The 26,404-nt window shown below is 54.2% G+C and carries 25 protein-coding genes and 1 tRNA gene; 18 read left to right on the plus strand and 8 right to left on the minus strand.

What is annotated here, in order from left to right:
* The first annotated feature begins 85 nt into the window (after window positions 1-85).
* The 13 genes from JQN73_RS18050 to JQN73_RS18110 all read left to right on the plus strand — a co-directional run bounded on the left by JQN73_RS18050 (window position 86) and on the right by JQN73_RS18110 (window position 12,451).
* Window positions 86-1,024, plus strand: a complete 939-nt coding sequence (locus JQN73_RS18050) for a LysR family transcriptional regulator (protein WP_205320350.1) — start codon at window positions 86-88, stop codon at window positions 1,022-1,024.
* 76 nt (window positions 1,025-1,100) lie between these two features.
* Window positions 1,101-2,615: an NAD(P)-binding domain-containing protein gene (locus JQN73_RS18055; protein ID WP_205320351.1), complete on the plus strand. Its 1,515-nt coding sequence runs from the start codon at window positions 1,101-1,103 to the stop codon at window positions 2,613-2,615.
* Window positions 2,612-3,586: an ABC transporter permease gene (locus JQN73_RS18060; protein WP_205320352.1), complete on the plus strand. Its 975-nt coding sequence runs from the start codon at window positions 2,612-2,614 to the stop codon at window positions 3,584-3,586. Before JQN73_RS18055 ends, JQN73_RS18060 begins: the two co-directional genes overlap by 4 nt.
* Entirely contained in the window at window positions 3,583-4,545 is a 963-nt protein-coding gene (locus tag JQN73_RS18065; protein ID WP_205320353.1) for an ABC transporter permease, read from the plus strand. The genes JQN73_RS18060 and JQN73_RS18065 overlap by 4 nt, the downstream gene beginning before the upstream one ends.
* The gene (locus JQN73_RS18070; protein WP_205320354.1) at window positions 4,542-5,534 is read left to right on the plus strand and encodes an ABC transporter ATP-binding protein; all 993 of its coding nucleotides are present in this window, start codon (window positions 4,542-4,544) and stop codon (window positions 5,532-5,534) included. Before JQN73_RS18065 ends, JQN73_RS18070 begins: the two co-directional genes overlap by 4 nt.
* Window positions 5,531-6,544, plus strand: a complete 1,014-nt coding sequence (locus tag JQN73_RS18075) for an ABC transporter ATP-binding protein (RefSeq protein ID WP_205320355.1) — start codon at window positions 5,531-5,533, stop codon at window positions 6,542-6,544. The genes JQN73_RS18070 and JQN73_RS18075 overlap by 4 nt, the downstream gene beginning before the upstream one ends.
* Before the next feature lie 47 nt (window positions 6,545-6,591).
* Window positions 6,592-8,163 carry an ABC transporter substrate-binding protein gene (locus tag JQN73_RS18080; RefSeq protein ID WP_205323447.1) on the plus strand — a complete coding sequence of 524 codons (1,572 nt, stop codon included), beginning with the start codon at window positions 6,592-6,594 and terminating at the stop codon, window positions 8,161-8,163.
* A gap of 12 nt (window positions 8,164-8,175) precedes the next feature.
* Entirely contained in the window at window positions 8,176-9,555 is a 1,380-nt protein-coding gene (locus JQN73_RS18085) for an acyl-CoA thioesterase/bile acid-CoA:amino acid N-acyltransferase family protein (RefSeq protein WP_205320356.1), read from the plus strand.
* A 4-nt stretch (window positions 9,556-9,559) separates the two neighbouring features.
* A complete protein-coding gene (locus JQN73_RS18090; RefSeq protein ID WP_205320357.1) occupies window positions 9,560-10,102 on the plus strand; it encodes a CMD domain-containing protein in 543 nt (180 codons plus the stop codon).
* Window positions 10,099-10,689: a peroxidase-related enzyme gene (locus JQN73_RS18095; RefSeq protein WP_205320358.1), complete on the plus strand. Its 591-nt coding sequence runs from the start codon at window positions 10,099-10,101 to the stop codon at window positions 10,687-10,689. Before JQN73_RS18090 ends, JQN73_RS18095 begins: the two co-directional genes overlap by 4 nt.
* Window positions 10,690-10,724: 35 nt before the next feature.
* The gene (gene gcvH / locus JQN73_RS18100; RefSeq protein WP_205320359.1) at window positions 10,725-11,108 is read left to right on the plus strand and encodes a glycine cleavage system protein GcvH; all 384 of its coding nucleotides are present in this window, start codon (window positions 10,725-10,727) and stop codon (window positions 11,106-11,108) included.
* A gap of 86 nt (window positions 11,109-11,194) precedes the next feature.
* Complete coding sequence (locus tag JQN73_RS18105; protein WP_205320360.1) at window positions 11,195-11,563, plus strand: DUF2784 domain-containing protein; 369 nt, start codon at window positions 11,195-11,197, stop codon at window positions 11,561-11,563.
* 228 nt (window positions 11,564-11,791) lie between these two features.
* Window positions 11,792-12,451 (plus strand): GntR family transcriptional regulator, encoded by a 660-nt coding sequence (locus JQN73_RS18110; RefSeq protein ID WP_205320361.1) that lies wholly within the window; start codon window positions 11,792-11,794, stop codon window positions 12,449-12,451.
* Window positions 12,452-12,471: 20 nt separating this feature from the next.
* Here JQN73_RS18110 and JQN73_RS18115 read toward each other — a convergent pair whose 3' ends face one another.
* The 8 genes from JQN73_RS18115 to JQN73_RS18150 all read right to left on the minus strand — a co-directional run bounded on the left by JQN73_RS18115 (window position 12,472) and on the right by JQN73_RS18150 (window position 19,044).
* On the minus strand, window positions 12,472-12,987 hold the full coding sequence (locus JQN73_RS18115; RefSeq protein ID WP_205323448.1) for a hypothetical protein: 516 nt from the start codon (window positions 12,985-12,987) through the stop codon (window positions 12,472-12,474).
* On the minus strand, window positions 12,987-13,511 hold the full coding sequence (locus JQN73_RS18120; RefSeq protein ID WP_205320362.1) for a hypothetical protein: 525 nt from the start codon (window positions 13,509-13,511) through the stop codon (window positions 12,987-12,989). The genes JQN73_RS18115 and JQN73_RS18120 overlap by 1 nt, the downstream gene beginning before the upstream one ends.
* A gap of 364 nt (window positions 13,512-13,875) precedes the next feature.
* Entirely contained in the window at window positions 13,876-14,205 is a 330-nt protein-coding gene (locus JQN73_RS18125) for a hypothetical protein (RefSeq protein ID WP_205320363.1), read from the minus strand.
* Between the two features lie 478 nt (window positions 14,206-14,683).
* Complete coding sequence (locus JQN73_RS18130; protein ID WP_205320364.1) at window positions 14,684-15,754, minus strand: flavodoxin family protein; 1,071 nt, start codon at window positions 15,752-15,754, stop codon at window positions 14,684-14,686.
* Between the two features lie 578 nt (window positions 15,755-16,332).
* Window positions 16,333-17,103, minus strand: a complete 771-nt coding sequence (locus tag JQN73_RS18135) for a ParA family protein (protein ID WP_205320365.1) — start codon at window positions 17,101-17,103, stop codon at window positions 16,333-16,335.
* A gap of 303 nt (window positions 17,104-17,406) precedes the next feature.
* The gene (locus JQN73_RS18140; protein WP_205320366.1) at window positions 17,407-17,634 is read right to left on the minus strand and encodes a hypothetical protein; all 228 of its coding nucleotides are present in this window, start codon (window positions 17,632-17,634) and stop codon (window positions 17,407-17,409) included.
* Between the two features lie 491 nt (window positions 17,635-18,125).
* Window positions 18,126-18,201 (minus strand) — tRNA-Lys (locus JQN73_RS18145).
* Window positions 18,202-18,432: 231 nt separating this feature from the next.
* Complete coding sequence (locus JQN73_RS18150) at window positions 18,433-19,044, minus strand: hypothetical protein (protein ID WP_205320367.1); 612 nt, start codon at window positions 19,042-19,044, stop codon at window positions 18,433-18,435.
* A gap of 409 nt (window positions 19,045-19,453) precedes the next feature.
* Here JQN73_RS18150 and JQN73_RS18155 point away from each other — a divergent pair, with 409 nt between their 5' ends.
* From JQN73_RS18155 to gsiC, 5 genes are all read left to right on the plus strand, one after another.
* Window positions 19,454-20,491: a MurR/RpiR family transcriptional regulator gene (locus JQN73_RS18155; RefSeq protein ID WP_205320368.1), complete on the plus strand. Its 1,038-nt coding sequence runs from the start codon at window positions 19,454-19,456 to the stop codon at window positions 20,489-20,491.
* Between the two features lie 86 nt (window positions 20,492-20,577).
* A complete protein-coding gene (locus JQN73_RS18160; RefSeq protein WP_255542237.1) occupies window positions 20,578-21,546 on the plus strand; it encodes an isoaspartyl peptidase/L-asparaginase family protein in 969 nt (322 codons plus the stop codon).
* A 137-nt stretch (window positions 21,547-21,683) separates the two neighbouring features.
* On the plus strand, window positions 21,684-23,522 hold the full coding sequence (locus tag JQN73_RS18165) for a dipeptide ABC transporter ATP-binding protein (protein WP_240162602.1): 1,839 nt from the start codon (window positions 21,684-21,686) through the stop codon (window positions 23,520-23,522).
* 112 nt (window positions 23,523-23,634) lie between these two features.
* Window positions 23,635-25,203, plus strand: coding sequence for a glutathione ABC transporter substrate-binding protein GsiB (gene gsiB, locus JQN73_RS18170; RefSeq protein WP_205320369.1), 1,569 nt, complete (start codon window positions 23,635-23,637; stop codon window positions 25,201-25,203).
* A 238-nt stretch (window positions 25,204-25,441) separates the two neighbouring features.
* The gene (gene gsiC, locus JQN73_RS18175; RefSeq protein WP_205320370.1) at window positions 25,442-26,362 is read left to right on the plus strand and encodes a glutathione ABC transporter permease GsiC; all 921 of its coding nucleotides are present in this window, start codon (window positions 25,442-25,444) and stop codon (window positions 26,360-26,362) included.
* Window positions 26,363-26,404: the final 42 nt, after the last annotated feature.

The raw sequence follows: 26,404 nt of genomic DNA on the forward strand, positions 1-26,404 counted from the left end.
TTTTCGCATTAACTTATGCAAAACTATTATACTAAAATGAAATACATAGCCGTATATAATTCTAAATTGATATAAATAAGCTCTTATGGATCTCAATCAACTGGAAGCTTTTTCGGCAGTTATGACGATAGGCAGCGTGACGGGTGCGGGGCGCAGTCTCGGCCGTTCGCAGCCAGCGGTCAGCAAAGCGATCCAGGATCTGGAGAGCGAAATTGGCTATGCGTTGTTTGATCGTAACGGTCCACGCGTGACGCCGACTGACCGCGCCTTTCTGCTTTATGAAGAAGTGGAGCGTTCACTAGTGGGCTTGCGCACCATCCAGGAACGGGCTGCAGAAATTGGCCGCGACCGGTTACAGGCGATTCATTTGGTGGCTACGGCGGCGCTGGCTTCGACGATTGCTCCCGCAGCCTTGCAATTGGTGCGAGAGCAGGGCGGCACCTTGCCGGAACACATCCATTTGCGCAGCGCTTCGGCCGAACAAGTAGTGCATTCTGTCTTGCATCGCACAGTGAACCTGGGTTTGACCAGCTTACCAATTGCGCATCGCGGTCTTGATCTGCACTGGATCGGTGAAGCGCCGTGCGTGGCCGTGATGCGCGCCGATAGTCCGCTGGCTAATTGTAGCGAAATAAGTGCGCAGGATTTACGCGACTCACGCATCATTACCTTGTCTAATCGCTACCGTTTGCGTCAGCGCATCGACGAGGCGTTGTGCCGCGACGGAGCGCCGCTCAACGTGGCTATGGAAACCAATACTTCGTTTAATGCCATCATGGCCGTGCGGGCTGGCTTAGGCGTGGCGCTGGTGGAGCCGATGACGGCGCTGGGCATGCCGATAGACGGGCTGACGGTGCGCCCGTTGGCGGTCCATGTTCCCTTTTATTTTGGCGTTGTTACGCCTTACGGCAAGCCCAACGACAGCGTTATTGATTCGCTCATCGGCGCACTGGAGACGGCGGCGCGCAATATTTTGCACGGCTTCATAAAACGCAAAGCGGCCGAACACGATAATTTGTTGTGAACACTTAGCATGGTTCAGACCGTCCGTACGACTGCCCGTATTACCGCCCGCAATTATTGCATCAGGAGCCGCGCCATTGAACGTTTCCCTTACCGCTTCCAATATTGCATCCGCTACTTCTTCGTCCGCGGGCCTCGCGCTGCTTGAAGCGCGTCTGCAGCAAGATCTGGCAGTGCTCGAATTACCCGCCAAATCCTGGGTGCCGAGCCTTACAAGGGAAGGCAGCCGGGTGTTGGACGTAGCGATTATCGGCGGCGGTCAAGCTGGTTTGGCGGCGGCGGCGTCCTTGCATCATCTGGGAATTGGCGCGGTAATTTACGATCAGTCACCGGCCGGTTTCGAAGGGCCATGGGCCACCACGGCGCGTATGGAGACCCTGCGTTCGCCAAAAAAACTTACTGGACCGGCGCTGGGTTTTGCGGCGCTGACCTTCCGCGCCTGGTATGAAGCGCAATGGGGGATTGAGGCTTGGGAAGCGCTAGACAAGATTTCACGGTTGCAATGGATGGATTATCTGCGCTGGTATCGGCGTGTGCTGAATCTGGATGTGCGTAACGAACACCGCATCGATGCCATCAGGCCGCGCGCCGACGGTGTGGTGGAATTATCCATCAGCGCCCCGTCCGGCACATTCACGGTGTTCGCGCGCCGCGTGGTGCTGGCGACCGGCCGCGACGGCCTCGGCGGCGCTACCGTGCCGCCAATTGCACAGAGCCTGCCGCGTGAATGCTGGGCGCATTCTTCTGATGTCATGGATTACAACTTGCTGGCCGGTCTGCGGGTAGGTGTCATCGGGGCTGGCGCTTCTGCCATGGATAGCGCCGCAACGGCGCTGGAAGCGGGGGCGGCACGCGTCGATTTGCTGATACGTCGGCACGAACTGCCGCGTGTCAATAAGGGCAAAGGCGCTGGCAGTCCCGGTTTGACTAATGGCCACTTCAATCTGCCGGATGCATGGAAATGGCGCGTCCGCCATTACATCAACCAGCAACAGACGCCACCGCCCAGCGCCAGTGTGATGCGCGTGGCGCGGCATGCGAATGCGCGTTTCCTGTTGGGGGCGCCGATCAACGCCATCGCCGTAAGCGAAGAGGGCCTGCGCGTGCGGACGCCGCGTGGCGTTTTCGCGCTGGATTTTCTTATTTTTTCCACTGGCTTCGTTATCAATCTGGCGGCACGCCCAGAGTTTTCCATCATCGCGCCGCACGTCCGCACCTGGAGCGAGCGCTACACGCCGCCGGTCGGCGACGAAGACGAGGAACTGGCAGAATCGCCGGATCTGGGCCCGGTATTTGAATTTCAGCAAAAGCAGGCGGGCGCGCTGCCGGGCCTGGAGCGCGTGCATTGCTTCTGTTATCCGGCAGTGCTCAGCCATGGCACGCTGTCGGGCGATATTCCCGCCATCAGCGACGGCGCGCAACGTCTCGCGCAAGGAATTGCGGCGTTATTGTTCGGTGAAGATATCGACATGCATTATCTGAATATGCAACGGTATGTTGAGCCCGAACTGAACGGCGACGAATGGACACCGGCCGCTGCCAGCGCCGAAGAAATTGCCGCGCTAGTTGCGGCCACGGAAGGAGCGCGATGAGCATCGCCATAATGCGCAGCGTCCTGCAAGCCCTGATGGTGGTGCTGCTAATGACAGTGATCGTCTTCTTCGGCCTGTACCTGATCGGCAATCCGGTCGATATTCTGATCGGCCAGGACGTAGATCAGGTGGATCGTTTGCGCATCATTCACGAACTGGGTTTGGATCAGCCGATGTGGCGTCAGTATCTGGCCTTTTTGAATGGCGCCTTGCATGGCAATCTGGGCAACAGTTTTGTCTATAACGAGCCGGCTATCAAACTGATACTGCAGCGTTTTCCGGCCACCCTGGAATTGGCGTTTGCGGCATTGATCATGGCCGTGGTGATCGGTATTCCGCTGGGTCTGCTGGCCGGGCTGTTTCCAGAAAGTATTTTTTCCAAACTGGTCATGACGGGCAGCATTTTAGGCTTTTCTTTGCCCACGTTCTGGATTGGCCTGATGCTTATCATGGCCTTCAGCGTGACGCTGGGATGGCTACCTTCGGGCGGACGCGGCACCACGGCCGAACTATTCGGCGTGCAATGGTCGTGGCTCACGGCCGACGGTTTGCGCCACATGATTTTGCCGGCGATCAATCTGGCACTGTTCAAAATTTCGCTGGTAATTCGCCTGACCCGTGCCAATGTACGCGAAGTCTTGCCTATGGATTTCGTCAAATTTGCGCGGGCCAAGGGCCTCTCACCGCTGCGAGTGGTACTCAACCATGTGTTGCGCAATACGATGATTCCGCTGGTCACGGTGCTGGGCCTGGAACTGGGTTCGACTATCGCATTTGCGGTGGTCACAGAAAGCATCTTCGCCTGGCCGGGTGCTGGAAAACTCATTCTGGACAGCATTAACTCGCTCGACCGGCCAGTGATTGTGGCCTACATGATGGTCATCGTTTGCCTGTTTGTGACGCTCAATCTGCTAGTGGACGTATTGTATAAATTCCTGGACCCGCGCTTGCGCGTGGAGGTGCGCGCATGAACCAACCGCTCAAACAGCCGGTACCGGTGTTGCCGGAAGCGCTGGCCGACATCACGGCGCTGTCTTTGCCACCACCGCCTTTGCGTGAATCACCATGGCGTCGCATGGCATCCAATTTCCTGGAATCCAGAATAGCCGTGCTGGGTCTGGTGGTGTCCGCGCTATTAATTATTGCTGCGCTGGGGGCACCCTGGCTGACGCCGCAAAACCCTTATGATCTGATGCAACTGGATGTGCTGGACGCTCGTCTGCATCCGGGCACGCTCAATGGCTTGGGCACTTTCACTTATTGGCTGGGCACGGACGGTCAGGGCCGCGATCTGTTTTCGGGGATTCTCTACGGCTTGCGCATCAGCGTCGGCATCGGTGTCGGCTCAGCGCTGATCGCTGGCCTGATCGGCACCATGGCCGGGTTACTGGCGGCTTATGTCGGCGGCAAGACCGATGCGTTGCTGATGCGGTCGGCAGACCTGGTCTTGTCGTTCCCATCGATACTGGTGGCGATGCTGATTCTGGCATATCTCGGCAAGGGCATCATGAATGTGATGGTGACACTGGTCGTGCTGGAATGGGCCTACTATGCGCGCACGGCGCGTGGCCAGGCGCTGGTCGAGCGCCAAAAGGAATACGTCGAAGCCGCGCGCGGCCTGGGTCTGCCTGCCTGGCGCATCATGGTGTATCACATCTTGCCCAATTGCCTGCCGCCGCTGATCGTGGTCTGTACCTTGCAGATCGCCCGTGCCATCACGCTGGAAGCCACACTCAGCTTCCTCGGCCTGGGCGTGCCGATTACCGAACCATCGTTAGGATTACTGATTTCCAACGGTTATCAAACCATGTTGTCTGGCGAATACTGGATCAGTTTTTATCCCGGCATTGCCTTGTTAATTGTCATTGTTGCGATCAACCTGGTGAGCGATCGCCTGCGCGACGTGATGAATCCGAGGTATCAGAAATGAGCGTGCCAACATTGGAAGTGCGCAATCTGCGCACGCATTTCTTTACCCGTGAAGGCGTCTTGCCAGCGGTCGATGATGTTTCGCTCAAGCTCGAACGCGGACAAATTCTCGGGCTCGTTGGCGAATCCGGTTCCGGCAAGACGGTGACGGGTTTTTCCATACTCGGTCTGGTGGATGCGCCGGGGAAGATCGTCAGTGGCGAAATTTTGTTCCAGGGCCGCGACCTGACCAAGCTTAGTCCTAAAGAAATGCGCGCACTGCAAGGCAACCGCATTGCAATGATCTTTCAGGACCCGATGATGACACTCAACCCAGTGCTGCGGGTGGATGCGCAAATGATAGAAGCGGTCCGCGCGCACAGCAAGGCAAGTCACACGCAAGCGCGCGAACTGGCACGTGACACGCTCGGCATGATGGGAATTCCCAGCCCCGAGGAACGGCTGTTGGCGTATCCGCATCAGTTATCGGGCGGCATGCGTCAGCGCGTGGCAATTGCCATTGCCATGCTGCATAAGCCTGACCTGATCATTGCCGACGAACCGACGACTGCATTGGATGTGACAATACAGGCGCAGATTCTGTCCGAAGTCCAGAATCTGGCGCGTCTCCACGGCACGGCACTGATTTGGATTACCCATGATTTATCGGTCGTGGCAGGATTGGCCGATCAGGTCGCGGTGATGTATTCGGGCCGCATTGTGGAGCAGGGTAGCGTGGCCGACGTACTGGACCGTCCCTTACATCCCTATACCAGCGGCCTGATCGGCAGTCTGCCCAGCAATAACCGGCGCGGGCAACGCTTGCGTCAAATTCCCGGCATGACGCCGAATCTCCTGCATCTCCCGCCGACCTGCGCGTTCGCGGCGCGCTGTGAACGCGTTAGCGAGGTTTGCATCGAACGACCTGCCTTGCGTGAAACAGCGCCTGCGCATTTCGTTCGCTGTTTTCATCCTGGCAGTCAAGTCAACGCCAATGGAGAGGCCTTATGAGTCAGGAAAATATGCCGCCTCTGGTGGAAGTCAAAGATGTGAGCAAACGTTTTGGCGAACGTCGCCTGAGCACTGTCGCAAAAATGATGCAGGCGCGCGGCTGGGTGCAACCAGCACCGGTCACGCGCGCGTTGGATCATCTCGATCTGCAAGTGTATCCGGGAGAAGTTGTCGGCCTGGTGGGCGAGTCGGGATGCGGGAAATCGACGCTCGGCCGCGTGGTCAGTGGCTTGTTGCTGCCATCGGCAGGTCAGGTGCTGATCGACGGTCAGGATCGCACCACATTGTCTTCGCAGCAAGAGCATGATGCCAAGCTGAAGATACAGATGATTTTCCAGAACCCCTACGCCAGTCTCAATCCACGGCGTCGTGTCGATCAGATTATCGGCGAGGCGGCGCTGATTCACGGCAAGGTCAGCCGTGCTGAATTAGATGATTATGTCTGCGCACAAATGTTGCGCGCTGGACTGGACCCACAGTTACGCGACCGCTATCCGCACCAGTTCAGTGGCGGTCAGCGTCAGCGCATAGGCATTGCGCGGGCGTTGGCGGTGCAACCGCAGATGCTGGTGTGCGATGAAGCTGTCGCTGCGCTAGACGTATCCATCCAGGCGCAGATTCTCAATCTGTTCACGGATTTGCGGGAACAGTTAAATCTCACTTATTTGTTCATCAGCCATGATCTGGGCGTGGTGGAACATGTCTCGGATCGCGTAGTGATCATGTATCTGGGCCGTGTGGTTGAAAGTGCCGGCGTCGACGATTTGTTCACGCGCCCCAATCATCCCTATACGCAGGCCTTGCTGGCGGAAGTGCCGAGTCTGACGGTGCGCAAGAAACAATTTACCGCCATCAAGGGCGAAATTCCCAGCCCGCTGGCACCCCCATCGGGCTGTCATTTCCACCCGCGCTGCCCGCACGCCATGGCGCGCTGCCGGGACCAGGCCCCGGTGCTGAAACAGATTGCGGCCGGGCATCAGAGCGCTTGTCATTTAAACGATGCAGCCTGATTTGCTTAGTTAGAGATATCAATTACCAAAATCCACCGAGGAAAATGATGAAAAAAACGCTACTCTCCAGTTTATTCGCAGCAGCCCTGGTCAGCACTGGCGCGACTGGTGCGCAAACACTTAATATTGCCTTTGCCGATCCGCTATCCTCCATCGATCCGCAATTGAATAATCATGCCGGAGACCGCTCGGTGGACCTGCATTTTTGGGATTTGCTGGTGGAAAACAATTACAACAAGCTGCAACCTGGCTTGGCGGTGAGCTGGAAAAATATCGATCCCAAGACCTGGGAATTCAAGCTACGGCCTAACGTCAAATGGCAAGATGGCAAACCGTTCACTGCCGACGATGTCATCTTCTCCTACCAACGCGCCCGCAGCGTGCCGGGCAGTCTGGCCACCTTCGCCGGTTACCTGCGCACGGTCGAATCAGTCACCGCCAAGGACCCGTTGACGTTAGTCATCAAGACCAATATCCCAAATCCCGATCTGCCATTGAATCTGGCGTCTGTGCATATCGTCAGCAAACATGTCGGCGAGAAATCGACCACCGAAAACTATAACAGCGGTGCCGCCATGGTCGGCTCCGGTCCTTACAAATTTGTCTCCTACACGCCGGGCGATCGCGTGGTGATGGAACGCAGCGATACCTACTGGGGGCCTAAGCAACTCTGGCAAAAAGTCAATTACCGCTACATCAACAATGCCGCCGCGCGTACCGCCGCCCTTTTGTCGGGCGACGTGGATGTGATCGACAAAGTATCGGTATCAGACCTGACGCGCCTGAAGCAGTCACCCAACGTTAAGGTCTATCCCTACGCTGGCCTGCGCGTATTGTTGCTGCAACCGAGCTTCCACGAAGGTCCCAGCCCTTACATCACCGATAACAATGGCAAGCAGTTAGACAAGAACCCGTTGCTTGACGTGCGGGTGCGCCGTGCGCTGTCGCTGGCGATCAACCGCAAGGCGATTGTAGACCGTATTTTGCAAGGCGCTGCATCGGAAGCCAATCAGTGGATGCCGAGCGGCACTTATGGTTACAACCCCGCCGTCAAAAATATCCCTAACGATGTCGTTCAGGCCAAAAAATTGCTGGCTGACGCGGGTTTCCCGGCCGGTTTCAAACTGACCATCCATGTGCCAAACGACCGCTACCCGCAAGCGCCAGAAACGGCACAGGCGGTGGCGCAATTCTGGACCCGGATTGGTGTTAAGACGCAGGTAGAAGTTCTGCCATGGGCCGCCTATGCTGCGCGTGCCAACAAAAATGAATTCGCCGTCAGTATGCTAGCCTGGGGTAACGGCACCGGCGAAGCCAGTTATGCGCTGGTCAACGTGTTGGCCACGGTAGATGCCAAGAAAGGTCTCGGCGCGTCAAACTGGGGCTACTACAGCAACCCGGCCGTGGACAAGGCGCTGGAAGATTCCACGGTCGAATTCGATTCCGCCAAGCGTGAAGCCATCCTTCGTAATTCGGTCAAAATCGTGTCTGACGATGTCGGCGTGATTCCGCTGTATCACTATCAAAATGTGTGGGCCGCCAAGAAAGGCTTGAAGGTCACGCCTGCCAGCAGCGATCGCACCACCGCGATGATGGTCACGCGCGACGGTCAGAAATAAGAGGGGGCGGCAATGTCAGCCTTAACGCTCAATGTTGCGCCAGTGGATGATTTGATCGATGTGCCACGTCGCATTATCGTCAGCGGCGCAGCCCCCGGTGCCGTGGTTGAGATCGTCAGCCAGACACTGCGTGCGGGTGTGCAATGGCACAGCCGTGCGTACTTTAGGGCCGATGCTGCGGGCGAAGTGGACTTGACGCAAATCGCGCCGTTGCCTTTGGACGGTGAGGGTACAAGCGATTATGCCGGGGTGTCGGCAATGGGTCTGCTATGGTCGCAGACGCCGCAACTGGCCGGCGGTCGCGAAGTATTCCATGCCGACGTCAGCGCGCCGCTGGAAACGGTGCTCGAAGCGCGTAGCGGCGAAGATACTGCCAATGCCGTGCTGGTGCAACGGCTGTGCGCAGAGGGCGTCAAACGGCGTGAATTGCGTAAGGACGACACGCAAGGCCACGGCTTGGTCGGTACGCTGTTTACGCCGGCCGGTCCCGGCCCGCATCCGGCGGTGATGATACTCAATGGATCGGGTGGCGGCATCAATGCAGCACGCGCCGCCTTATATGCGTCACGCGGCGTGATGGCGCTGGCACTAGCCTATTTCAAGGCACCCGGTTTGTCCGACTATATCTCCAATACACCACTGGAATATTTTGCCCGGGGTCTGGACTGGATGCGGCACGAATTGCAACCCGAGCACGGTTTTGTAGCGTTAAGCGGCCAGTCGCGTGGCGGCGAACTGGTGCTGCTGCTGGCCGCGACCTTTCCGGAAAAAGTTTCCGCTGTGCTGGCCTATGTACCTAGTGCGCTGGTGCACAGCGGCCAGAATGCTGCTGATCCGGCCCTCGGGCGGGAAGGGCCGACCTGGCTGCTGCAAGGCAAGCCCTTGCCGCATCAATGGCAGGATAATCGTTTCGCCACTTGGGCACCCTTCGATGAAGGGCCATCGCCCCATCGTCACGCCTTGGCCATGCTCACCGCCTTGCAAGATGGGGACGCTGTGGCGCGCGCGCGCATCCCGGTAGAACTGATTAAGGCACCAGTGTTGCTAGTGTCGGCCACTGACGATGGTTCGTGGCCGTCCAGTCAGTATTGCCGTATGGTGAGCGATAAGCTGAACGAGGTTGAGCACCCGTATTCGGTGCAATGGTGCGATTATCAGGACGCCGGTCACGCCATCCTGTTTCCCTACGTCCCGACCACCCAACTCAGTTATGCCCATCCCGTCTCGAGCCGCATTAGCACCGGTGGCGGCAATCCAGCCGCGAACGCCCGTGCCGATTGTGATTCCTGGCAGCATGCTCTGGCCTTCCTGAAAAAAGCGGCCGAATCACGCAGCAGTCCGACTCCACCGCAGACCTGTCCAGCCGAACCCCCAACATTTAACGAGGAATGATGTCATGAATAATCCAGTAACGGAAACCAGCGCTGACCACGACGTAGTCGATAGGCTGGTAGGTTTGCAATCCGGCAGCGCCACCTACGATTTGCGTCATCAGCGCAAAAAAGTGGTCGCCGCCACTCAGGGGAGTTATGACACGCTGTTCGATCCCAGTCTTGCCGGCATCAGCCTGAACGAACGCTTGTTGGTAGCGTTATATGCCTGCTGCCTTAGCGGTGCCGCCACTTTGGCAGCGCACTATCGCGACCGGCTGACTAGCTTGTTGCCAGTGCCCACCGAGCTGACCGCCGTAGAAACCGATGCGCCGGATCAATTGCCGGACGGTCGGCTGCGCGCCATGCTGCTCTTCACGCGTGCGCTCACGCAGCGTCCGGTGGAAGGTGATCAGGCGGCGCTGCAAAGCTTGCCAGCCGTCGGCATCAGCACACCGGCAGTGGTGGTGCTGGCCCAGTTGATTGCATTCATTTCGTATCAGGTACGCGTGGTCGCCAGCCTCAAGGCCATGCAAGACGCCGCGCAACTTTCGGAGCAACCAGCATGAGCGCCATCATCAAATCCCACGGATTCACCAATGAAGTGCTGGAATGGAAAGCATGGCTTGACGTCATTGACCTGAACGCCGCCAGCGAAGACCAGCTCAAGGTATTGGCGGAAAGCCATCCAAAAGCCAGCACGTCGGATTACTACCTGTTTCTAGGTCACCAGCCGGATATTTTGCGCCAGCGTTCAGCGGCCTTTAACGCCATCATGTATGCGCCCGGTGGCATGTCGCGCGCGGAACGGGAACTGGGAGCAATGGTCGTCTCCCGCATTAACGGCTGCGTTTACTGCGCGTCAGTGCATGCGCAGCGTTTCGAGCAGATGGCCAAGCGCAACGACACCGTACAGCAGGTATTTGACGATCCTTACAGCGCCGGTATCGATGCTCGCGAACAGGCGATTTCCACCTTTTCGGCCGCGCTCACCGATGCGCCCGACGCTGTCGATGCGGTGGCGATCAAGGCGCTTAAAGATGTTGGGCTGACGGATCTGGAAATTCTCGATCTGGTGCATTCGGTCGCCATTTTTGCCTGGGCCAATCGCCTGATGCTAAATCTGGGTGAGCCCGTTTTTCCATCAGCGGTATAGTTTGCTTGTTACACACCACCTTCAAAGGAAACCTCATGTCCACCGCATTTCCCACTGATGTTGTCTATACCGAAACGCACGAATGGATACGCATCGAAGCTGATGGCAGCCTGACCGTCGGTATCACCGATTTCGGGCAGGAGCAGCTTGGTTCTCTGGTCTATGTGGCGTTGCCGCAGATCGGGGCTCAGCTCACAGGCGGGGCCGACGCTGGCGTGGTCGAATCGAACAAGACCGCATCCGACGTTCACGCACCGGTCTCCGGCACGGTGCTGAGCGTCAATGAAGTACTCAACGAAACGCCAGAAGCCATCAACGCCGCGCCTTACGTACAATGGATTTTTAAGTTACAGCCAGACGCCGATTTCGACGCTGCCATCTTCCTTGATGCTGCCGCCTATTGCGCCATGATCGGCTAGTCGCAGCCATAATAAAACGATCGCAGCTGTAAATTGGCCGCTTCCATCATAAAAGGGTTGGCAGATACAAATGTGCCATCAACATCATGCTCTATCGTTTATCCGCCGATGCCGTCCTGCTGCTTCACATCACTTTTATCGCGTTCGTCCTTCTCGGAGCCGCGTTAGCGACGCGGTGGCGTTGGATCATCGCTGCGCATTTGCCAGCCGCCGCGTGGGGATTTTTTGTAGAACTATCCGGGCGGATTTGCCCTCTCACGGTTGTCGAGAATTTCCTGCGCGCCAAGGCAGGTGAATCTGGATACGCGGGTGGCTTCGTTGAACATTATTTTGTGCCGATGATCTATCCCGCAGGCCTCTCCAGAGACATTCAGTTAGTTCTTGCAGGTGTGGTCCTCATTGCTAATTTCGCAATCTACGGCTGGCTTTTCATTGCCCGCCGAGCGCCGAGATAATGTTTATATCTAGCGGGTCCTGTCTGCTGTGTGCCGCTAATTCTTTGGCCTCCCTTAAGCTCTGTTTAGGTGATCCGTGGGAGTTGAGATAACATGGGTGGCGCTTGAGTGTGCGAACGTAACTGATTAAATCACCGGTCTCCTAAGAATCCCTACAGCTAATGTGCACACATAATCCTCATTTTTTCTACGTTGTTAATCCTCTCAATCTGATCGGGTGGCACTGATATGACACTTGAGATTTCGACCAAAGTGTCTTTGACCGGGGAAGCGCATCGACGTATCGAAGAAATGATTGTCACGTTGGAGCTGGTCCCCGGTGAGGTCGTCTCTGAAACGATTCTTAGCAAACTGATCGGTATCGGCACCACGCCAGTTCGCGAAGCGTTACAACGCCTTTCACGTGAGCATCTGATAGAAATTCTTCCACGGCGCGGCGTCGTCGTCACCAATGTAGATGTCCGCGAACAGCTTGAGGTATTAGAAACACGCAGAGTGCTTGATCGCCTGATCGCCCGTGCCGCAGCGCGCCGCTCGACCGCGGTCGAACGCACATTGATTGGTGAGCTAGCGAAGCAAATCGAACAAACAGCCGCCGCTGGTGATGTAAAAGGATTTCTAAGACTGGGCGACGAACTCAACAAAATGCTAGCGAAGTCAGCGCGCAACGTAATCGCTGCGGAAACGGCGGCGACATTGTTTTCGGTGTCTCGGCGATTTTGGTATTTTCATCTGGGCCACGAAGGCGATTTTGCCGAAACCGCGCGGCTGTATGCCGCGGTGGCGAATGCCGTTGCGGCCGGAGATGAAAACGCTGGCGGCGAAGCCACCGACCAGCTGATCGATTTCCTGGTGCGCTTTACAAACCTGACCTTACCAACGGAATAAGGGGGACCATTTTACGGTCCTCATTGCAAACTGCCCCACCGCTCTGCCGCAGGCTCTGCTGCCGCCCATTTCCACACATCGTCGCTACGACAAGCGCTAGTGACGTACCAGGCGCGCTGCAACGTCGGGCCATCTCCAGTATCAACCGAAAAGATCACCTCCTTGCACAAAGCCAGTGGTGTATCGATCAGACGGGTGACGCGCACTTCTCCGTGTTCGTTGCCATAGTTGACGGAATGAACGATCGCCCAGTTGTGCGACTGGCCAACCTCAAGATTGCCGATCACTGCCGCGATTTCATCCTGCTCCGCTTTCTGCCAATTGCGGAACACATATTTGGTGGTCGCATCGGTGGCAGCCTGTACGCTCAGACCGATCGCATAGCCGACTGCCGGATTTGAGGTCACCGCACCGCTGGCAACACCGGCCGCGGCACCCGCAAACCCACCGATGCTGCTGCAACCGCTTAGCCCTGCTGCTGCGATGAACAACAGCGTACCCACAACGGTTTTGTGCGACAACCCATCACGCCGCATCACTGCAATGCTCCCCAACGCTCAGTTGCCGGTTCTGCCGATGCCCATTTCCAGGATGCACCGGAACGGCAGATCGTCGCTACATAAAATTCGGTTGTAGCATTCGGAAGCTTATCGACCAGGCCATCGATGGAAAATACAATTTCCTTGCAATCCATGCCTTGGCTGCTGATGATCCTGCTCACGGTAGCGCGACCGCGTTCATTGTCTTCCAGCGGCAGCGAATGTTTCACCTGCCAGTTGATTACCGCGCCGACAGCAAGGTCGCCCGCTGCAGTTGCGATCACATCTTGCTCTTCTGCATGGATCTTGCGCTGTTCGTACTGTATCCCGGCGCGTGCCGCCGCCTGCACACCAAGGCCAATACCGGCAGCCACCGCAGCGTTATTGGTGACCTTTGTCGCTATCACGGTACCGGCAACCCCTGCCGCCGCAGACCCGCCTTCGGTCACGACCGAACTACACCCACTCAGTACCAATGTGCCAGACAATGCCAGCAGAGCACTTAACCGTTTTAACTGCATTCTCGCTTCCAATAAAGTTGCTTCAATGGTATCAACGTTGTGCTGACGACCATCCGCCAAAGCGGCAGGGAAGATTTTAGAGGAAAAAGGGGCAATTCAGGGTTGAACGAAGGCAATAATATGTGAATTTTTGTGAAATCGCCTTATGATCGTTTGATCGATAGCGGGCAAATTTTAAGCTCTGATCATCACGCTCATTCATGGCTGTGCAAATGGCGATGTCCGACATGGCGTTTGACGTCATGCTGGACACCAGTATTCGGAACCCAGATTCGTTCAGAAAAATTTTTTGGTACGCAATATCAACGCGATGGCATCCTCTTACGATAAGCTTGATGTCACCGCAACCTTCTTTAAGACCGCGTTATGTCGGCTTCCTGATAGCGCGATCATCCAGTCCGTCAATATGTACCGCCGCAATTTGCGCCAGCATCCTGGATGACGTCACCGCCAATCGAAGCAGGCGGTCCGTGTCTTCGATATTCAGCACTGGCGTTGTATCACTGCCTCTGTCCATGACGCTGAAATGGGCCAAATCAACGCAGGTTTGTATGCCTTGACAGACATCTTTTGTCAGGGCGTAAAACTGTGCAGACGCGTTTAATTGATGATGGGCGGGCAGCCATGAAAACGGCTGATGCAGTGCTTTTGGTTCCGGTGAATATGACGGATCATTCTGGGTTGGTTCGCTCATGATTGAATCCCCCCAATAGTATTATCGGCAAGCGCCGGAGTTGTTACGGCGCTGGGTTGGCTAATAACGTATTGATTGATTCCTAAACGGGAATGTGCATGAGTGACGGTACGAGGCATTGTTGACTCCATTTTTGCGGTTAAGCCGCGTCCCGCGATCAAACGGGGAGGGCGGCAAATGACAGGGTTGATCGACCGGCGCAAAAATGAAAACCAGCAAGCCCTAAGGCTTCCCCGCCATCGCCGCCCATAAAGGACGAACAAAGGCAGACACACGTAAAAAAACCGCATTGCGCGGTTCGTGCGCATTTTTGCATCAGGCGATCAAACCTGTTCCCCTCTTTATCGGGGACCAGCAAACGATAGCGGAGATTTGCAGTAAGCGCAAACTTTTTGAAAAAGATTCTGGTGATGCTGCTTTCTGCCCGATGACGAGGGGTATCCAGCCTTAGCCAAGACGACGATCTATCCGCACCAATCTATTTCGGCCGAGGTCGTTTCAACTCCGCATCCGGCGGTGTAAAATCTCCCGCCCGTATTTTTCCGACCGCATTTGCCACGGCGCGGGCAACATTGCGCACCTCCTCCTGCACCGCCAAATCGCGATCCAATACTTCGTGGCTTTCCGCATACGATTCGTAATAGCCGATAAACCGGTCCAGTCGTGCAGAAGTGCCCGCATCGATCAGGCCCATCCAATCCAGCCAGTCCGACAGGCCGCGCCGCACACCTTCAATTCCCGCCACGTCACCATGCACCACCAGACCATAACCACGGCCACTCAGATGCTTCGGATAGGGCCATCCCTTTAACTCGAGATCTTTAGCTTTCTGCGCGTTTTTGCCGGAGGTGGTGGTCGGATCGGGATTGCCGCCGTCGGCACAAACCAGGCGGTCGATCATGAGCTTTAAGACCGATGGCGTTTGATACCAATATACCGGCGTGACGATAATGACGGCGTGCGCGGAGACCCATTTTTCGTAGATGTCAGCCATCCAGTCATTGGTCTGGCGCTGACCATGATTCGGGTAGCAGCTGCACGGCCAATGACATAACGGCATGGCCGTTGAGACACAGCCTTTGCACGGATGAATATGCTTGTCGTAGTCGGAAATGAGCAGGCTCAAATCCAGTAAATCGACCTCAATGTTTTGTGCTTCCAATGTCTCGGTAGCGTATTTAACCAAACGGAAACTTTTGGAAATTTCGCCCGGACAACTGCCATCATTGCGCGCCGAACCACAAATCAGCAACACCCGCGATTTGGTCGCAGGGTCCTTTTGGCGCGCTTCCGCTTTAATCAATGTATCGCGGGTGGCTTTCCATTCAACCGACAGATCATAGGCAGGGTCCTCAAATTCAGATCCGGCCTTTTCGGTGATGGGCGATTTATTGCCATTGATATAGTTTTCCCACGCCACCTGCTCGACTTTATCAATTTCCAATTTCACTGCATCAAAGGTTGGATCGATAAAGGAGCGTCGAAATTCCAGGTGAAATTCATCTCTTTTCAAGACTGCAGGGGCTTGCCCTTTGCGGGGTTCCGTCACATTAATCTCCTGATGCGAAGTGAGAGCAGGGAATCTTGGGTCAGGCGAAAAACCCAACGTTAGGCGATTGATTTAGCGTAGTGCGCAGATAGGGGAAAAGCAATCATAATTATTGATTTTTTGCATCGCCAAAAAAGAGAATGGTGTCCTACGCTTTTAGTAGTTTTAAGCTTTTTCAGCCGAACGTCGAAAATGTAACGCCCGGGCAGTGTGGATTAATGATGGCTTTAAGAGATACCGTATTTTTACGGTATTGCACCGCACCATTTTTGTGGTAAAGTTTAGTTGTCTCCTCCAACACCGCAAAGGTTTGGATTTAGCCCGCAACCGTAAGGTTATGCGGGCTTTTTTTTGTTGCAGGTTGAATTCGGCATTGTGGTGCGGCACTGATTCTTTATCAACTAAACTTGTGAGATTGCGGCCGCCTTGACGCCGCAGAGGGGAAAGTAATTTTGTCTTCTTTGTCGCTTTTAGATATTGCCATCATAAACCAGCGGTACAGGCACAAATAACGAGTGGAAGTAATATTGCGTTACTTAGATGCATGCCTGTTCCCGCTTCCTGACACAAACAAAGTATCAAGCTCGCTGAAGCTCGCTATAAAGCGCCAAAAATTCGCTACTCAATTTATGATTTTTATCAAGATGAATCATGGGCAGACGCTGGCTGTGTGACTCACGAATAATGACAGAGCTCGACAGTTTGCTGTTTAATACGGGTAGACCTTCGGCGATCAACTCATCAACCAGGCGCTGGGGAAGGTTGGCACGCGGCTGGAACTGGTTGACGACAATGCCTTCGATCTGCAGGTTGGCATTGTGGTCGGCACGGATTTCGCTGATGTTATTCATTAGCGTGTAGAGTGCTTCACGAGAGAAGTCATCGCAATCAAACGGAATGAGACAGGTGTCCGAAGCGATCAAGGCCACCTGGGAAAAAAAACCATAGGCCGGAGGGGTATCGATAATAATCTCATCATAATCCTTGGCCAGCTCGCCCAGGGCATCGCGCAGCTTGTAGATTTTATGACGTGACTCCAATTTTGTTTGCAAATCACCCAAGTTTGCATGAGAGGGGATCACGTGTAAATTTTCGAACTGTGTCTCGTGTGTGTAAGTGTTCGGTGCTTTTGGATAAAAACTATAGCCAAGCATTTCCTCAAAAAAATCGGCAATCGTTGGCGTGACTTCTTTGGCAGAGTCACCCAGCAGGTAGCGGCTTGAGTTGCACTGTGAGTCCATGTCAATCAGAAGTGTTTTTCTACCCTGATAAGCGGCAATTGCTGCAAGATTGACGGCAATCGTTGACTTGCCAACTCCACCCTTTTGATTGAATACACACCTCTTCATACCACCCCCTAAAAAATATATATAAATACATGGCAGAAACTCCCTTGGAGTCAAGGCCGATAGTCGCCGGGATCAATGCTCCTCGACGCCATATTTCAAACGCTAAACCAGGATTACAGCAAGTTGATCAGCATCTCCCTAATTTATTGCGCGGGGGGTTTTGTAGATTTATCAACTGTTGCAAAATATATATTATCCCTGTTTTAGCGATAAGTAGGGAAAATCGTAAAGACGGTGACATGATCGGAGCGAAGTGTCCCATCGTTGCCAGCCAAAATGACTATTTTTGAGGAGTATCTATCGTCAGAATCGGTGTGGACTAAACAACAATGATAACCGTCTCATTGCCGGCGTCGTCATCTGCGCCTGGGGATGGGGTGCGGCGCGACGTCCGCCGGTGGCGACAATAATCGCATCCGGATTAAGTTGCACGACCAAAGCAGTGCGATCGGCGTGGCCGGTCTGCTGACCGGTCTCACCTTTGCACTTTTTTACAGTGCAGTCGCTGTACCGTTCAGTCGTTACGCCCATCGCTCGAATCGCCGTAATTTTATTGCCAGGTGTGGTGGTGCGTGGACCCCGAAGTTATGCGCACTTGGCATTGGCTCGCACAGGTGTTGCGGTTTATTCCTGCGGTGGAATGAATGGGCGTTCGAGCTGATCGGCCAGGTCAGCCGGGATGAGGCGATCATTGATTTGGCTGTACTTGGGTTAATGATTTTTTTTGGAACAAAGCGAATTGTAATACACGCTCGGTGTACGTATTACGCTATTACGCTATCAAAACCAACAAAAATCGTCGACCACGGCCTTGTCTAACTCAATACAGTCTGACTCAAAAAACGGTGGTTTTCTAATGACAAAGGCCCGGCGCTAAGTCGGGGCTTTGTATTGTTAAAAAACTGGTTTGCGTGCCCTGCAACTGACTCAGATAAGACCGCAATTGGGAAAATTGGAAAAAACTTCCCCCACCACGAAAAATGAAAAGGCTCCCCCAATACCGCGGAGAGCCTTATGTAGCTTGGTGGGGCGTGTGTGATTCGAACACACGACCTACGGATTAAGAGTCCGCTGCTCTACCAACTGAGCTAACGCCCCAAGAGGGGTCGAATTATATCCTCTGTTCAATAGTTCTGCCAGTGCTTCTCGTTTTTTCTCACCTGATTCCTTTTTAATTCCAGAATGAGCACGCGTATAAGCGGCTTGTAAACGCGCAGTTTTTGCTTCTTTCGCAGGGCGTTTGGGACCAATGTTTTTCTCAATTTTATCTGTGTAAATAAGAGCGTGCCACGCCCAGGCGGAATTTCATGGCTAGCGACGTATGAAGCCTCAACACCCCAATCGAAATTGCTGCGTCCTGACCTGTTCTCGTCTCAATCGAAGCTGCTGTTGCGCCTGGCCTGAATTGCGTTCTTTCGACGCTGCGTCTATCGCGTTTATTTCTGATGCGAGAAATGGACATGGGTATTGGGGGTAGTTGACGGCTAATTCGTTGACGATGGCAGTTGCGCTTGGCTGCTGCATATCTGTTCTAATTTTGGCTCGCGTATTTGCGATGGTTTGTGGATCAGGGCTGATAAATCCGCCGCTCGTTTCGCGCACGTTGATGGTCGTCGTTCTTTGCGTATCGGAGCATTTTTGATCTGAGTAGTTGGCTTGATGGCTTGATCCACTGCTTAACTCGCACTTATATATCTGGCGTCGCTGATCGGCTTCGGTTGCTTGGGTTTGCGGATGGTACGAGGAAGTATCTGTTTCCCGATTTTTCGGCATATCCAGATCGCGGTTATCGTTATTCGAATAGCTGCTGGATTCTTGTAATAACGGTGGTACTGTTTCTTGCACGGGAATCGTCGATCTCGACATTACCCAAAATAGGCTGGTGACGACGCCAACTGCTAATGCAAAACTGACTATCTTGCCGGTAAGGTCGCTGCGCATATTCTGTGTTTGTCCTTTTAGTGATTCATATGTCGTTGATTTTATTATTTAGTTTTTATCTACCAGTACTAGTGGATATTTTTGTAATTTCCTTTGCGCAACATTTTGTATTTAAGCATAAATTTATCTGTTTTCGGGTATTGGTACGTACAAATTAATGTTCGATGAGGCAGAGCGTTTAAGCAGTTTCTTGTTGGTATTGGTAGAACCGCGCCATTTGTACCGGCCCATTATGCAAATAAATTGTTGCGTAAGATTCTGGCAGACCCTTCATCCTTCACCGCGTCTGCCTTTCCATGGCGCATCACCGCCGTATTTCAGCGCGAAAAAAATGAAAGTAAATTTTCTTTACATAAAAATGTTTTGAGAATATATTTACATCAGTTAATAATAATGATGGGATATCCGGGTGCAACTACACACTGCAAATGCATGGCAGCGCCATAGTGCTGTCGCTGAACGGATTGGCAAGGTTTATCCTGCGCTGTCGAAGGCGCATCGAAAGGCCGCCGATTATGTATTGGCGAATGTGTTCCGGGCGGCGACGATGACCATCGACGAATTGGCTGACGTTGTCGGTTTTTCTCTGGCGACGGCGAATCGTTTTGCGCATGCGCTTGGGTTTGATGGCTATCCGGCGTTCCGGGCGGCGTTGGTGCTGGATTTTGCATCGTCGTTGGCACCGGTTGAAAAATTGCGCGACCAGGTCGGGCGTGCTGCGACAAGCGCAGAGATTATGGCGAATGCGCTGACTGCGGATATTCAGAATCTGGAAGCGACCAGGCGTGCGCTGGTGCCGGAGCTGTGCGATCGTGCAGTGAGCATGATACTGAATGCGGATCGCATCTTTGTGCTGGGGTTTGGTGCCAGCGCGCATCTGGCCGGGATAACGGCGCATGCGTTGGAGCCTTATTGCCGCAACGTCATTTCGGTGGCAGGCCCGGGTGGCCCGTCGCAGACAGCGCGCCAGTTTTTTAAAATCGATCAACGTGATTTGGTCATTGCGATGGCTTTTCCGCGTTATGTCACGGATACGATCACGCTGGCGACGTTGGCCAAGGAGCGCGGCGCGCAGCTGCTGGCGTTCACCGATGTCCCTACTTCCCCATTGGTGCCGCTGGCCGACGTGACATTGTATGCACAGACAGAGCGTTTATTGGCGCCGACCTCGGATGCGGCCGCGCTGGCGCTGATTCAGGCGACCTGTGACGCGGTTGCACACCGAGCAGATCGCTCCGTGCATGCTGCATCAAAAATGACTGAGGTTGTACTTCCCTGGTTACATTATCCCGACTGGCAGGAAAAGCCTGAGGCTAAACAAAGTAAACCGGCCGTCAAGTCGAAGTCTGACAACGGCAAGCCGTCTTTATCCAAGTCGACCATCAAAGCAGCCGCTGTCAAAGCGCCATCAACCAAATCCGTTGCAAAAAAGGCTGCGCTAACGTGACCACCTCTACTTCATCTTCCGGTAACACCGCCGCTGCGACTAGTGTTCATAGTGCGGATAGTCTGCACAGTTTAAATCGTGGTGCGATTGCGACGATTGCCATCCACGGCGGCGCAGGGACGATCTTGCGCAGCGCGATGAACACCGAGCAGGAACAGGCGTATCGCGACGCGTTGAGCGACATTCTTAAGGCCGCACAAAAAATGCTGGCGGATGGTGGCAGCGCGCTTGATGCCGTGACCAAGGCGGTCAGCATGCTGGAAGATTGTCCGTTGTTCAATGCCGGGAAAGGCGCTGTTTATAACAGCGCAGGAACGCATGAGCTGGATGCTGCGATCATGGATGGCGCAACGTTGGCGGCTGGCGCTGTCGCCAGTGTCGCGCATCTGCGTAACCCAATTCTGGCCGCGCGTGCTGTGATGGAGCACAGCGAGCACATTTTGTTAGTCGGTGCAGGTGCGGAAAATTTCGCGGCCGATAATGGCGTCGCTGTGGTGGATGCAGCCTATTTCCATACCGAGGCCCGCCATGCGCAATGGCTGCGTGCACGTAAACAGGACGGCATGATGTTGCTGGATCATGATGCCACCAGCGAGGCCGCCGAGATTGCGCCTATCGATCCGGATAACAAATTTGGAACCGTGGGTGCGGTGGCGCTTGATGTGCACGGCAACCTTGCAGCGGCGACGTCGACCGGCGGAATTACGAATAAACGTGTAGGCCGGGTGGGCGATACGCCGCTGATCGGGGCGGGTTGTTACGCCAACAATCGGACCGCGGCTATTTCAGCTACTGGAACAGGGGAGGCCTTTATGCGGACCGTCGCTGCCTATGACATTTCTGCCCGGATGGAATATGCGGGATGTTCATTACACGACGCAGCCGAACAGGTTGTGATGACGTTGCTGCCGCGCTATAACGGGCGTGGTGGTTTGATTGCCATTGACGCCCAGGGAAATGTGGCGTTCCCGTTTAATACCGAAGGCATGTATCGCGGGGTCGCCAGAGTGGGCAGCTCTGTGGTGACGGCCATCTATCAGTCAGATAGCTTATGAGCGCCCCGACGTCAACCCCGATGGTGCCGGTTGCGCCTTTAGCCACGGGCACGGAAGGTTCTGCGAATGCTTTAGGAAATACCTCAGGTATTACCCCGGTCAATACGCCAGGACGACGCGTACTGAGCGTCGATCAAATGGGTGTCAGTTTTGTTACTTCGGAGCGCACGGTAGAGGCGGTTCGCAAGCTGTCATTCCATATTGACGCTGGCGAAACGCTGGCCATCGTGGGTGAATCGGGTTCGGGCAAGTCGGTATCTTCTCAAGCGATCATGCGGCTGATCGATTATGGCGGCGGCAAAATTGCCGATACCAGTCGGATGGAGTTCCATCGTCGTAATGGAAGTGCGATTGATCTGGCGAAGGCCGATCAGACTACCATGCGGCACATCCGCGGTGCGGAAATTGCGATGATTTTCCAGGAACCGATGACGTCGCTCAATCCCGTATTTACGGTGGGCGAGCAAATTGCTGAATCGATCCGCTTGCATCAGGGTAAGGATTTTTCGGCCGCACGGGCCGAGGCATTGCGGATGCTGGAGATCGTGCGGATACCTGAGGCACGTCGTATTCTGGACCGCCATCCACATCAATTATCCGGTGGTATGCGGCAACGGGTGATGATTGCGATGGCGCTGTCTTGCAAGCCATCGTTGTTGATTGCAGACGAGCCTACCACGGCGCTGGATGTGACCATTCAGGCGCAGATATTGCAATTGATCCGTGCCTTGCAGGACGAAATGCAGATGGCCGTCATGTTCATCACGCACGATATGGGCGTTGTGGCAGAGATCGCGGACCGAGTAGTTGTGATGCGGCAGGGCGAGAAGGTTGAAGAGGGTAATGTGCATGCCATCTTTGCAGCGCCGCAGCACCCCTACACTCGCGCGCTATTGGCAGCGGTGCCGCGTCTCGGCGCGATGCACGGGACAGACCTGCCGGAACGGATTGCCATCGCCGGAGCTGTTCCACCGGTGACAGCGGAGTTGGCGGCTGAAGCCCACATTGTGCGCTCGCTGCGATCAATTCCAGGGGCTGATTCAACCCAGCAGCCGCTGCTGAAAGTTCGCAATCTGACGACACGCTTCGATATAAAAAGCGGGATTTTCAGTCGCGTCAAACAGCGTGTGCATGCAGTCGAACAAATCAGTTTTGATCTTTATCCCGGCGAGACGCTGGCGCTGGTTGGCGAGTCGGGCTGCGGTAAATCAACGACTGGGCGTTCCTTGCTGCGTTTGGTGGATATCACGAGCGGAAGCGTTGAGTTCGGAGATCGCGATCTGGCAACATTGCCACGTTCTGAGTTGCGATCTTTGCGACGTGAAATACAATTTATTTTTCAAGACCCGTTTGCGTCCCTTGATCCACGCTTGACGGTCGGATATTCCATCATGGAACCGCTGTTGGTACATGGGATGGCCGAGGGCGCACAGGAGCGGGTCGCCTATTTGTTGGAGCGCGTGGGTTTGTTGCCAGAGCATGCACAGCGCTATCCGCACGAATTCTCGGGTGGACAGCGTCAACGTATTTGTATCGCCCGTGCTTTGGCGCTGAATCCCAAGATAGTGATTGCGGACGAGTCCGTATCGGCATTGGATGTATCGATACAAGCGCAGATTGTGAACCTGCTGCTGGATTTGCAACAAGAATTAGGTATTTCATTTATCTTCATTTCGCATGACATGGCAGTGGTGGAGCGCGTCAGTCATCGGGTGGCGGTGATGTATCTGGGGCAAATTGTAGAGATCGGACCGCGGCGTGCGATCTTTGAAAATCCGCAACATCCTTATACCCGCAAGCTGATGGCCGCGGTGCCGGTTGCTGATCCGACCCAACGTCATCGCAAGCGAGCGTTGCAACAGGACGAGATTCCAAGCCCGATTCGTGCCGTCGGCGATCTGCCTTTGGTGGAGCCGCTAAAGCAAGTGGGACCGGGACACTTTGTCGCCATGCACAAGGTAGGCGGTGCTTTTTAAAGGGGAAGTCTTCGTCTTCAGGCAGTTTTCATTGTTCGTTTTTTCTTTAGTCATCACCTATTACGTCATTTGCCACATCATCTTCATTTACATCTGAACCAGGGGAAATAACATGCTTGCAGCGCGACATTTTTACGGAAAACCGATTGGTAAAGTTTTAGTTAGCACCGCAGTCGCACTGGCGGCGCAGCTTGCCGCTGGCCAGGCTTTTGCTGCCAAAGATGTCACGCTGGCGGTTGCGTCGACCTTTACTACCTTGGACCCATACGATAGCAACGATACGTTGTCGCAAGCGGTGATCAAGTCGTTTTACCAGGGTTTGTTTGGTTTCGATAAAGATCTGAAATTGGTGAATGTGCTGGCAGAAGGGTATGACGTCAGCAAGGATGGTCTGGTGTACACCATTCGTCTGCGCAAAAACGTAAAGTTTCAGGATGGAACCGATTTCAAGGCGGATGCAGTCAAAATGTCACTGGAGCGGGTGATTAATCCGGATAATAAATTAAAGCGCTTTAACCTGTTCAACCGGATTGCGAAGGTCGATGTGGTCAATGACTACGAAGCGAAGATTACGTTAAAAGAGCCTTTCTCACCTTTTATTAATACACTGGCCCATTCTTCTGCTGCGATGATTTCACCGACTGCGTTGAAGCAATACGGGAATAAAGAAATTGCTTTTCATCCGGTCGGTACTGGCCCTTTCAAATTTGTGGAATGGAAACAGACGGATTACCTGAAGGTCAGCAAATTCGACGGGTATTGGAAAAAGGGCTATCCAAAGATTGATAGCATTACCTGGAAGCCGGTCATCGATAACAATACCCGCAGTGCGATTATGCAAACCGGTGAGGCACAGTTTGCGTTTCCGCTGCCATATGAGCAAGCCGATTTGTTGAAGAGTAAAACCAATCTGGACCTGATTTCGGCACCATCGATTGTGCAACGTTATATCTCGATGAACACGCAGCAAAAACCGTTTGATAATCCCAAAGTGCGCGAAGCAATCAACTACGCCATCAATAAGCAAGCGTTGGTGAAAGTCGCATTTAACGGTTATGCCGTGCCGCAGGATGGCGTGTTGCCACAAGGCGTGGATTACGCGCTGAAAACCGGGCCGTGGCCGTACGATGTAAAAAAGGCTAAGCAACTGCTGACCGAAGCGGGTTATCCAAACGGGTTCGAAACCGAGTTGTGGTCAGCCTATAACCACACCACAGCGCAAAAGATCATTCAGTTCGTGCAACAACAGTTGGCGCAGGTTGGTATCAAGGTAAAGGTTATGGCTTTGGAAGCCGGCCAACGCGTGGAGAAAGTGGAAAGCGCCCCGAATCCAGCCACCGCACCGGTGCGGATGTATTACACAGGCTGGTCGTCGTCCACTGGCGAAGCGGATTGGGGCTTGCGTCCGTTGTTAGCATCCGAATCTTTTCCGCCCAAATTGTTCAATACTGCGTATTACAAGAGCGCCAAGGTGGACGGTGACATCGCGAATGCACTCACAACCACCGATCGCGTGCAGAAGACGGCGTTATATAAAGATGCCCAAACGGAAATCTGGAAAGATGCGCCCTGGGCCTTTCTTGTGACCGAAAAGCTGTTGTACGCCCGTAGCAAGAATCTGAAAGGCATGTATGTGATGCCTGACGGCTCGTTCAATTTCGACGAAATCGAATTGAAATAAACGTCGTGAGCCGGGTGGAACTGAATGAAATGAAACATCATCATTTGCTTTCATCCGGTGAATAAAACTCTGTAGGAAGATATCTGCGAGCCATCTCGCAATGGTCGTCAAACACTGCGGAACATTGCATACAGAGGTTGGAAGACCGGTTAACAATCGGTTGCAAGAGCGTTTATAGATAACTAATCCACGGTTGGCTCTGCAGAGACGGCAGATTCGCCATTTACCAGAACGCGCCATGTTTCCTTATGTGTTAAAACGCCTGATAGGCCTGATACCGACCTTACTGATCGTTGCGGTCATGGTGTTTATGTTTGTGCATCTGCTGCCGGGTGATCCTGCGCGGCTGGTGGCGGGGCCGGAGGCGGATCTCCAGACGGTGGAGATGATTCGCCACGATCTTGGTCTGGACAAGCCCATTCATAAGCAATTTTTGAATTATTTCGGTAACGCCTTGCGCGGTGACTTTGGAAATTCGCTCCGTACCAAGCGGCCTGTCAGCCAGGAGATCGCAGAACGGTTTTGGCCAACGTTTTGGCTTACCGTTACCAGCATGGTGTGGGCGGTAATCTTCGGCCTGTTTATTGGTATTGTGTCCGCCGTATGGCGCAATAAATGGCCTGATCGCCTGGGGATGACATTGGCGGTGTCGGGGATTTCGTTTCCGGCGTTTGCGCTGGGGATGCTGTTAATGGAGTTGTTCTCAGTCAAGCTGGGCTGGTTACCGACCATCGGTGCCGATAGCTGGCGTCACTATATTTTACCGTCGCTGACCCTTGGCGCGGCAGTTGCAGCGGTGATGGCACGTTTTACCCGCGCCTCGTTTGTTGAAATATTACAAGAAGACTTTGTCCGAACTGCCCGGGCTAAAGGGCTTTCTGAAACCGTTGTCGTTCTGAAGCATTGCTTACGTAATTCACTGATTCCTGTCGTCACGATGATGGGTCTGCAATTTGGATTTTTGCTAGGCGGCTCGATCGTGGTGGAAATGGTCTTCAACTGGCCCGGTATGGGGCGACTGCTGATTGACGCAGTGGACATGCGTGACTATCCGGTGATTCAGGCTGAGATTTTATTGTTCTCGCTGGAATTTATCTTTATCAATTTGATTGTTGACGTTTTGTACGCCGTCATCAATCCGAGCATCCGTTACAAGTGAGGCCTGCCGTGTCGAACCCATCCAGCGATCTTCCATCCGTCA

Origin of the sequence: Glaciimonas sp. PAMC28666 (assembly GCF_016917355.1) — a bacterium.
In the GTDB taxonomy this organism is placed as follows: domain Bacteria; phylum Pseudomonadota; class Gammaproteobacteria; order Burkholderiales; family Burkholderiaceae_D; genus Glaciimonas.